Origin of the sequence: Chromobacterium piscinae (assembly GCF_021129175.1) — a bacterium.
GTDB lineage: Bacteria > Pseudomonadota > Gammaproteobacteria > Burkholderiales > Chromobacteriaceae > Chromobacterium > Chromobacterium piscinae.
Window position 1 is genome coordinate 1 of the sequence record NZ_JAJOHV010000088.1, and the last position, 6,570, is coordinate 6,570.

Consider the following 6,570-nt stretch of genomic DNA (forward strand, 5'->3'; position numbering starts at 1 on the left):
GCCTGGCCCTGGCCGGCCGGCAGCACGCAGCCCATGATCACTTCGTCCACGTCGCCGGCGGCGACGCCGGCGCGTTCCACCGCGGCTCGGATCGCGGCCGCGCCCAGCTGGCTGGCGGTCAAACCGGACAGCTCGCCCTGGAAGCCGCCCATGGCGGTGCGCGCCATGCCCACGATCACGATTTCCTGTTGTTGCATCACAGCTCCTTTACTTGGTTGTGGCCGTTGGCGCGCTTGCCCAGCGCCTTTTCGCACTGGCCGCGCAACTGGCCGATTTCGGTCAGCACCACCTTGATGTCTTCCATCTGCGTAAGGAGTTGCAGCTCCTTGCGCTCCAGGATGCGGATGAATTCCTGTAGCTGCGGCGCGTCGTCGTGCGCCGCGTCGTACAACGCGAACAACTCGCGTATCTCCTGCAAAGACAAGCCGATGCGCTTGCCGCGCAGGATCAGCATCAGCCGCACGCGGTCGCGCCGGTTGTAGATGCGGCGCTGCCCCGCCCGCTCAGGCTCCAACAAGCCCTGATCCTCGTAGAAGCGGATGGCGCGGGTGGTGATGTCGAACTCCTGCGCGAGTTCGGTGATGTTGAAAACCTGTTCGCCCATGCGTCTGTCCCTTTATCTTCCGGCTGCGGCCACGCGCGCCACAGTCGGGTGCTTTTGCGTTCATTGTCTGTTGACGTTGACGTAAACGTCAAGTTATCGTGATCGAAAGTAGAGCAAACAGTCCAGGAGAAGCAGATGAGCCAGAAAATCGGCGTGGTGGGCGCGGGCACAATGGGCAACGGCATTGCCCAGGTTTTCGCGATGAAGGGATTCGACGTGATATTGGCCGACGTTAGCGACGCGGCGCTGGTCAAGGGCGTGGCCAACATCAACATCAGCCTGCAGCGGATGGCCAAGAAGGAGCTGATCGCCGAGGCCAACATACCCGGCATCGTCGCCCACATCCGCGCCACCACCCGGCTGGCCGAGCTGGCCGGCTGCGACGTGGTGGTGGAGGCCGCCACCGAGAACGCCGAGATCAAGGAGAAAATCTTCCGCGAACTGGATGCCGCCGTCGACGAGAAGTGCGTGCTGGCGTCCAATACCTCGTCAATCTCCCTCACCCGCATCGCCAGTTGGGTCAGCCATCCGGAACGGGTGGTGGGCATGCACTTCATGAACCCGGTGCCGCTGATGGAGCTGGTGGAGATCATCCGCGCGCTGCAGACCGGCGACGAGGCCTACCACACCGTGTTCCACCTGACGCAGGCGCTGGGCAAGACCCCGGTGACGGTGAAGGACGGCGCCGGCTTCGTCTCCAACCGCGTGCTGATGCCGATGATCAACGAGGCCGCCTTCGCGCTGTACGAGAACCTGGCCACCGCCGAGGACATCGACACCGTGATGAAGCTGGGCATGAATCACCCGATCGGTCCGCTGGCCCTGGCCGACCTGATAGGCCTGGACACCTGCCTGTCCATCATGGACATCCTGCACCGCGAGTTCCGCGACAGCAAATACCGCGCCTGCCCGCTGCTCGCGCAGCTGGTGCAGGCCGGACACCTGGGCCGCAAGAGCGGCAAGGGTTTCTACAGCTACAACTGAGCAGCGCCATCAGCCCGAACAATATAGAGGAGGCAGTGCCATGAGCCAGTCGGTACCCAACGTCAAGCTGTTGATAGGCGGCGAGTTCGTCGAATCCAAAACCACGGAATGGCGCGACATCGTCAATCCGGCTACCCAGGAAGTGCTGGCGCGCGTGCCGCTGGCCACCGCCGACGAGGTGAACGCCGCCGTCGCCGCCGCCAAGGAAGCGTTCAAGACCTGGAAGAAGACGCCTATCGGCGCCCGCGCCCGCATCTTCCTGAAATATCAGCAGCTGATACGCGAAAACATGAAGGAGCTGGCCGCCATCCTCACCGCCGAACAGGGCAAGACCCTGGCCGACGCCGAGGGCGACATCTTCCGCGGCCTGGAGGTGGTGGAGCACGCCGCCAATATCGGCACGCTGCAGATGGGCGAATACGCCGAAAACGTGGCCGGCGGCGTGGACACCTACACCGTGCAGCAACCCTTGGGCGTGTGCGCCGGCATCACCCCGTTCAACTTCCCGGCGATGATCCCGCTGTGGATGTTCCCGATGGCCATCGCCACCGGCAACACCTTCGTGCTGAAGCCGTCCGAGCAAGACCCGATGGTGACGATGCGCCTGGTCGAGCTGGCGCTGGCAGCCGGCATTCCCAAGGGCGTGCTCAATGTGGTGCACGGCGCGGCGTCGGTCGTCGACGCCATCTGCGACCACCCCGACATCAAGGCGGTGTCCTTCGTCGGCTCCACCAAGGTGGGCACCCACGTTTATCAGCGCGCCACCCTGTCCGGCAAGCGCGCCCAGTGCATGATGGGCGCCAAGAACCACGCCATCGTGCTGGCCGACGCCAACAAGGAACAGGCGCTGAACCAATTGGCGGGCGCGGCCTTCGGCGCCGCCGGCCAGCGCTGCATGGCGCTCAGCGTGGCGGTGCTGGTGGGCGAAGCGCAGCAATGGATTCCGGAACTGGTGGCCAAGGCCAAGGGATTGAAAGTGGGCCCGGGCAAGGACAACCCCGACCTCGGCCCGGTGATCTCCTGCGCCGCGCTGGACCGCGTCAAGAGCCTGATCGCCCGCGGCGTCGAGGAAGGCGCCAAGCTGGAGCTGGACGGCCGCGGCGTGACCGTCGCCGGCTTCGAGAGCGGCAACTTCGTCGGCCCCACCATATTCTCCGGCGTCAAACCCGAGATGGCGATCTACCACCAGGAAGTCTTCGGCCCGGTGCTGTGCCTGATGGCCGCCGACACGCTGGACGAAGCCATCGCCATCATCAACGCCAACCCCAATGGCAACGGCACCGCGGTGTTCACCCAGAGCGGCGCGGCGGCGCGCAAATTCCAGGAAGACATCGATGTCGGCCAAGTGGGCATCAACGTGCCGATCCCGGTGCCGGTGCCGCTGTTCAGCTTCACCGGCAGCCGCGCGTCCAAGCTGGGCGACCTGGGCCCTTACGGCAAGCAGGTGGTGGCTTTCTACACCCAGACCAAGACCGTCACCAGCCGCTGGTTCGACGACGAGGCCAGCAGCGGCAAGGTTCACACCACCATCTCGCTGCGCTGATTCTCCGTAGGGCGGGCCAGCCGCAGGCCTGGCCCGCCGCTCGCACATGGAAGCAAGAACATGAATTTCGAACTGAACGAAGACCAGACCGCCTTCCAGCAAAGCGCGCGCGATTTCGCCGAGCGCGAGCTGGCGCCGCATGCCGCCGAATGGGACGCCGAGTCCCTCTTCCCGCTGGACGTGATCCGCAAGAGCGGCGACATGGGCTTTCTCGGCCTCTACACGCCGGAAGCTTACGGCGGCCTGGGGCTGTCGCGGCTGGACTCCGCCATCGTGTTTGAAGAGCTGGCCGCCGGCTGCACCTCCACCGCCGCCTACCTGACCATCCACAATATGGTCAGCTGGATGATCGCCAGCTTCGGCAGCAAACAGCTGGCCGAACAGTGGGTGCCGAAAATGGTGACCGGCGAGGCGCTGGGCAGCTACTGTCTGACCGAGCCGGGCGCCGGCTCCGACGCCGCCTCGCTGAAGACCCGCGCCGAGAAGAAAGGCGAGGTCTATGTGCTGAACGGCGGCAAGATGTTCATCTCCGGCGCCGGCAGCACCCAGGTGCTGGTGGTGATGGCCCGCACCGGCGGCCCAGGCCCCAAGGGCATTTCCGCCTTCGTGGTGCCGGCCGACGCCCCGGGCGTAAGCTACGGCAAGAAGGAAAAGAAGATGGGCTGGAACAGCCAGCCCACCCGCGCCATCACCTTCGACAATGTCGAAATTCCGGTGGAGAACCGACTCGGCGAGGAAGGCCAGGGCTTCGCCTTCGCCATGAAGGGCCTGGATGGCGGCCGCATCAACATCGCCACCTGCGCCGTCGGCACCGCCCAAGCCGCGCTGAACGCCGCGCAGCGCTACGTGCAGGAGCGCCAGCAATTCGGCAACCCGCTGGCCGAGCTGCAAACCGTGCAGTTCCGTCTGGCCGACATGCTGACCGAGCTGGTGGCCGCGCGCCAGATGGTGCGCCTGGCGGCCTGGAAGCTGGACAACGCCAGCGCCGACGCCACCGCTTATTGCGCGATGGCAAAGCGGCTGGCCACCGATTTGAGTTTCAATATCGCCAACAACGCGCTGCAGCTGTTCGGCGGCTACGGCTATCTGCAGGACTTCCCGCTGGAGCGCCACGTACGCGACCTGCGCGTGCACCAGATTCTGGAAGGCACCAACGAAGTGATGCGGATGATAGTCGGCCGCAAGATGCTGCAGGACGGCGCGCTGGAAACGCTGCGCTAGGCAAGGCCGGCAAAATCCCTGATGCTGCGTTGCGCCGGCTGGCCGTACTCATATGTACTGTCTGCGCCGGCGCGCCTTGCCTCAGCCGCTGCGCTGGATTTTTCCAGCCTTGCCGGTTCAAAACAGAATTCATAAAGGCATAAATATGAATAGCTACGCCCACCTGAACGTGGAAAAACGCGGCCACACCGCCGTGGTGACGATAGACAATCCGCCGGCCAACACCTGGAACCGCGACAGCCTGTCCGCGCTGAAGCAACTGGTGGCCGACCTCAACGCCGACCGCGACATCTACGCGCTGGTGATAACCGGCCAAGGCGAGAAGTTCTTCTCGGCCGGCGCCGACCTGAACATGTTCGCCGATGGCGACAAGAAGGTGGCCACCGAGATGACCATGCTGTTCGGCGAGGCTTTCGAGGCGCTGTCGGGTTTCCGCGGCGTCAGCATCGCCGCTGTCAACGGCTACGCGATGGGCGGCGGCCTGGAGTGCGCGCTGGCCTGCGACATCCGCATCGCCGAAGAGCAGGCGCAGATGGCGCTGCCGGAAGCCGGCGTCGGCCTCTTGCCCTGCGCCGGCGGCACCCAGAACCTGCCGTGGCTGGTCGGCGAAGGCTGGGCCAAGCGCATGATCCTGTGCGGCGAACGCGTCAACGCCGCCACCGCCGAACGCATCGGCCTGGTGGAACAGGTGGTGGCCAAGGGCGAGGCGCTGGCCGCTGCGCTCAAGCTGGCCGAAGGCGTGGCCAGGCAGTCGCCGTCGTCGGTCGGCGTGTGCAAGCAGCTGGTGCAGGCCGCCCGCACCCAGCCGCCGGCCTGGAACCTGATCAAGGAACGCGAAGCCTTCATCAAGCTGTTCGACACCCAGGACCAGGCCGAAGGCACCCGCGCCTTCCTGGAAAAGCGCGCGCCGAACTGGAAGAACGCCTGAAACCCGCCCATCACCCGAACGAGGTCCCGCCATGCAAGACGTGGTGCTGTTTGACGAACTGACTACCGGCGACGGCCATCGCATCGCCGTCGCCACCCTCAACGCCGAGAAATCGCTGAACGCGCTGACGCTGGACATGATCCGGCTGCTGGACGCCCGCCTCACCATCTGGGAGCGCGACGAAGGCATCGTCGCCGTGGTGCTGCGCGGCGCCGGCGAGCGCGCCTTCTGCGCCGGCGGCGACGTGCGCGGCCTGCGCGAAAAGCTGGTCAGCGAGCCGCACTACCCGCATCCGCACGCCGTGGCCTTCTTCACCGAGGAATACACGCTCGACTACCGCATCCACCGTTACCCAAAGCCGCTGATCGTATGGGGCGGCGGCATCGTGATGGGCGGCGGCCTGGGCCTGATGGCCGGCGCCAGCCACCGCGTGGTCACGCCCGCCACCCGCATCGCGATGCCTGAAATCACCATCGGCCTCTATCCGGACGTGGGCGGCAGCTGGTTCCTGCAGCGCATGCCGGCGCACCTGGGCCTGTTCCTGGCGCTGACCGGCGCGCCGCTGAACGCCCACGACGCGCTGATCGCCAATCTGGCCGACCACGTGCTGGCGGCGGATGCCTACCCGGCGCTGCTGCAAGCCTTGCAGGCGGCAAACTGGGGCCACGACGCCCATGCGCGCCCGGCCCTGGTCAGCGCCTTGCTGAACCAGCTGGAAAGCCAGCTGGGCGACGCGCTGCCGGCGTCCAACGTCGAACGCAATCTGCTGGCGGTGCACCGGCTGATGAACAAGGGCGACCTGGCCGCCGTCAGCGCGGCCCTCACCGAAACCGCCTTCGAAGACCCGTGGCTCTCTGACGCCGCCAAGAACTTCCGCCACGGCTGCCCCACTTCCGCCGCCGTCAGCTGGGAAATCCTGGACCGCGCCAAGCACATGTCGCTGGCCGAGGCGCTGCGGATGGAACTGGTTCTATCCGTCAACTTCTGCGCCCGCTCCGACTTCCCCGAGGGCGTGCGCGCGCTGCTGGTGGATAAGGACCGCAATCCGCGCTGGAGCCGGCAGCTGGCCGACATCGACCAGGCCTGGGTGGACGGCCACTTCGAATCGCCGTGGCGCGAGGCCGACCACCCGCTGGCGGGATTGAAATAACAAGCATACAGAGGAGAACAGCATGGAAAACATCGCCTTCATCGGCCTGGGCAATATGGGCGGGCCGATGGCCGTCAATCTGCTGAACAAGGGCTTCAAGGTCAGCGCCTTCGACTTGTCGGCCGACGCGCTGGCCAAGG

The 6,570-nt window shown here is 65.8% G+C and carries 8 protein-coding genes; 6 read left to right on the forward strand and 2 right to left on the reverse strand.

All coding sequences use genetic code 11. From position 1 onward, the window contains the following. Both LQR33_RS19635 and LQR33_RS19640 read right to left on the reverse strand, forming a co-directional pair. Nucleotides 1-197: thiolase family protein (locus tag LQR33_RS19635; RefSeq protein ID WP_462476155.1), on the reverse strand; the 197-nt coding region annotated here is incomplete at its 3' end. Then, complete coding sequence (locus LQR33_RS19640) at nt 197-604, reverse strand: MerR family transcriptional regulator (protein ID WP_166440759.1); 408 nt, start codon at nt 602-604, stop codon at nt 197-199. The genes LQR33_RS19635 and LQR33_RS19640, both read right to left, overlap by 1 nt. 135 nt (nt 605-739) lie before the next feature. On the opposite strand from LQR33_RS19640, the gene LQR33_RS19645 reads away from it, so the two are divergent. The 6 genes from LQR33_RS19645 to LQR33_RS24270 all read left to right on the forward strand — a co-directional run. Continuing rightward, nucleotides 740-1,588, forward strand: a complete 849-nt coding sequence (locus tag LQR33_RS19645; RefSeq protein WP_231177990.1) for a 3-hydroxybutyryl-CoA dehydrogenase — start codon at nt 740-742, stop codon at nt 1,586-1,588. 40 nt (nt 1,589-1,628) lie between these two features. Continuing rightward, entirely contained in the window at nt 1,629-3,131 is a 1,503-nt protein-coding gene (locus LQR33_RS19650; RefSeq protein ID WP_231470158.1) for a CoA-acylating methylmalonate-semialdehyde dehydrogenase, read from the forward strand. Between the two features lie 60 nt (nt 3,132-3,191). Continuing rightward, nucleotides 3,192-4,352 (forward strand): acyl-CoA dehydrogenase family protein, encoded by a 1,161-nt coding sequence (locus LQR33_RS19655; protein WP_231470160.1) that lies wholly within the window; start codon nt 3,192-3,194, stop codon nt 4,350-4,352. A 145-nt stretch (nt 4,353-4,497) separates the two neighbouring features. Next, nucleotides 4,498-5,280 (forward strand): enoyl-CoA hydratase, encoded by a 783-nt coding sequence (locus LQR33_RS19660; protein ID WP_231470162.1) that lies wholly within the window; start codon nt 4,498-4,500, stop codon nt 5,278-5,280. 31 nt (nt 5,281-5,311) lie between these two features. Continuing rightward, the gene (locus LQR33_RS19665) at nt 5,312-6,430 is read left to right on the forward strand and encodes an enoyl-CoA hydratase/isomerase family protein (RefSeq protein WP_043596004.1); all 1,119 of its coding nucleotides are present in this window, start codon (nt 5,312-5,314) and stop codon (nt 6,428-6,430) included. A gap of 22 nt (nt 6,431-6,452) precedes the next feature. Continuing rightward, nucleotides 6,453-6,570: NAD(P)-binding domain-containing protein (locus tag LQR33_RS24270; RefSeq protein ID WP_269326290.1), on the forward strand; the 118-nt coding region annotated here is incomplete at its 3' end.